The organism is Anaerorhabdus sp., from assembly GCF_036641015.1.
In the GTDB taxonomy this organism is placed as follows: Bacteria; Bacillota_I; Bacilli_A; order Erysipelotrichales; family Erysipelotrichaceae; genus Anaerorhabdus.
This window is the reverse complement of the sequence record NZ_JAVWFO010000100.1, coordinates 1-2,561: the sequence shown is the minus strand read 5'-3', so window position 1 is coordinate 2,561 and position 2,561 is coordinate 1. Positions and strand designations below refer to the sequence as shown.

The 2,561-nt window shown below is 27.5% G+C and carries 4 protein-coding genes; 2 read left to right on the top strand and 2 right to left on the bottom strand.

The genetic code is table 11. The annotated features are described in order from the left end of the window. Positions 1 to 120 precede the first annotated feature (120 nt). Positions 121 to 846: a hypothetical protein gene (locus RR430_RS09250; RefSeq protein ID WP_332509043.1), complete on the bottom strand. Its 726-nt coding sequence runs from the start codon at positions 844 to 846 to the stop codon at positions 121 to 123. A 23-nt stretch (positions 847 to 869) separates the two neighbouring features. Continuing rightward, positions 870 to 1,130: a hypothetical protein gene (locus RR430_RS09245; RefSeq protein ID WP_332509041.1), complete on the bottom strand. Its 261-nt coding sequence runs from the start codon at positions 1,128 to 1,130 to the stop codon at positions 870 to 872. A 251-nt stretch (positions 1,131 to 1,381) separates the two neighbouring features. Here RR430_RS09245 and RR430_RS09240 point away from each other — a divergent pair, with 251 nt between their 5' ends. Together RR430_RS09240 and RR430_RS09235 are read left to right on the top strand one after the other, a co-directional pair. After that, entirely contained in the window at positions 1,382 to 1,753 is a 372-nt protein-coding gene (locus RR430_RS09240; RefSeq protein ID WP_332509039.1) for a BlaI/MecI/CopY family transcriptional regulator, read from the top strand. A gap of 113 nt (positions 1,754 to 1,866) precedes the next feature. Then, positions 1,867 to 2,561, top strand: a 695-nt coding sequence (locus RR430_RS09235; protein ID WP_332509037.1) for a M56 family metallopeptidase, incomplete at its 3' end; no start/stop codon positions are given.

Sequence of the window (2,561 nt, the reverse complement as noted above, 5' to 3'; positions counted from 1 at the left end):
TTACTAATGTTTTTAAATTTCATATATTGAATCTCCTCAGTAGTTATCAAGACAACCAGAAGTATCGAAATACTTCCGGTTGATATCAATGTTTTGTAAAATAAAGTTACTACTTATTCGTTAAAACTTACCAGATACGTATCCATACGTTGAAACAATTGTTCTACACGCAGCTGGATATGAATAATTTGAAGGATCACCTTTCCAACTCCATCCACCTGCAATATCACTTCTAATAAGGTTTCCTCTTGACCAAACACCATTATTTCTATTTGCATAATAAATTGCTATATTAGTATTTGCCGTTAAGATACTACAACCACTGTATGTTTTAAAATTATAATCCATATACACATACTCAGGTTGTATAGTTAGACCTAGAATTAAATCAGCAACCCCAAGAAAAACAGAAGCAGGTAATTTGCCGATTGATGCTAGTATAGATGCAATACTTATAGATGAAGTACTATATATATTTATAGGATTAGTCCCTCTAATGAATTGCGGTGAACTCCATCCACCTGCACGATTTTCTAGTAAACTTCTACTAATTTCTAATGTGCTTTGTTTTTTAGCAATAAATATATAATCATCCTTCACTTTTTTAAATAAGTTATTATCTATAGAGTAATACTCTTCAATTGATCCATTTTCAAGATACACACGAAATTCGAGACCATTTTGATTATTTTCCAGATCGTAAAATATTACTTTCTCTCCCATATATTCGATTGTTTCTCTTATTTTTGGTTCATTTGTTTCCCTTACTTCTGCGCTACTACTAATTGGAACATATGAATTAGAAATAATCAAAACTGCAAGAAATACTTTTAAAATTGTTTTCATTTTTTTCTCCTATTTTTTATTGTTTATTCTCTAGTGAAACTAATTTCTTTTGGTTCATAAATTCGTAAGATGGACTTATCTTCATTTATTTTACGTCCTTGCTTTAGCATGTGTGGAATCAAAAATTTAAGCACCTCATTTTTCATTTTATTGTGATTGTTGAATAGTAATCTAACCATAAATTCATATAGTCTTAATTTCGTGATATTTTTATTTTGTGAACGATTACATAAAATTATGAAACTATAATCTAGAATCACCGTTTTTATGTCTATCCATATCATCTTCCTCCTCTAATTTCCTTTTGTTATAATATGCCTCAAATTTGGTTCTGAAAAAAATTAAACAAAGGAACTTTTTTATAACTTTTTAAGCAAATGATAGAACACTCAATATATTGATAATCAAAGTATACACCTCAAAATGATAAATGACAACATAGAAATATAAATTTGTTAGACTAAATTTTGGTGTGCATTCTAACGAATAAATGTTATGATGTTAGTGTATTTGCGAATATACGGAGGGATTTGAGATGAAGAAATGTTCTAGTACTGAATTTGAACTATTAGAGTTAGTTTGGTCAAATTCACAGCCAATCTTAGCAACAGAGCTTTATAGTGCAATTTTAAATCGAAAAGGCAATAAATTAAGTACAAAAGCAATTTCAGTCTATATTAATAGAATGGTTAAAAAAGAGGTTCTCACTCAAACTATGCAGAATGGAAAGTATTATTATACTGCTGTAAGTAAGATTGATTACCAAAGATATCTTATTAACGAAAGTGTCACAGAAAGCACAGGGAAATCTTTTAGTGAATTGTTGCTTGCATTCGTTGGAAAAGAAGTTTCCAATGAATCTTTAGAAGAAATAAACAAAGTGATTGAAAAGATGACTAAGAAATGATTATTTTGCAGGCGATATACTTAATACTACAGTTTAACTTAATCGCTTTTTTTACAGTGCTTATAATAAGAATATTTCAGGAAAAGATTTACTTATTTTCTGTACAGCAAATGATGATACTAATTAAATCCGTTATTTTATATTTATGTGTACCAATTTGGGTGATATTGATTTATTCATTTAACAAATATAATCATCAAATAATTATACCCGTTAGCAATATGGAAGATACCACGAATGTTATTATGTTTTCTAATAATAGAATTAATCCAAACATATTTACTGAATTTAATTTTATATTATGGATTATTTTAGTAATATGGTTATTTGGAATGATTGTATGCTTTATAAAATTAATCAATGAGAAAAATATTGTACAACAACTTATTCGGTTAAATAGTGAAAAAAATGAATTATTAAGCTTTTGTTTAAGAAATGTACAAGAAAAACTAAATGTCAAAAGAGATATAGATATATTTTTGAATTCCAATTTTCCTTCTCCGTGTCTTATTCATTTAAAAAAGCCAACGATAATTATACCTGATATTTACCAAAACGAAGAAGAACTAACTAGTTTCATCTATCATGAAGTTTATCACTTGAAAGGAAATGACTTATATTTTCTCTCAGTGATAAAATTTTTACAAACAGTCTTTTGGTTTAATCCAATAATAAAGTGGTTAAATAATTATTACTCATCTTATTGTGAAATAGCATGCGACCATAAAGTGTTGCAAAATTTTAACAATAAACAAAAAATAGAGTATGCAATTTTACTTCGAAAAGCATTAGAACATGCATTGAAAAT

Bases quoted from the DNA above. Each gene is read 5' to 3' on its own strand.
- RR430_RS09250 (WP_332509043.1), bottom strand. From the start codon at position 846: ATGAAAACAATTTTAAAAGTATTTCTTGCAGTTTTGATTATTTCTAAT.
- RR430_RS09245 (WP_332509041.1), bottom strand. From the start codon at position 1,130: ATGATATGGATAGACATAAAAACGGTGATTCTAGATTATAGTTTCATA.
- RR430_RS09240 (WP_332509039.1), top strand. From the start codon at position 1,382: ATGAAGAAATGTTCTAGTACTGAATTTGAACTATTAGAGTTAGTTTGG.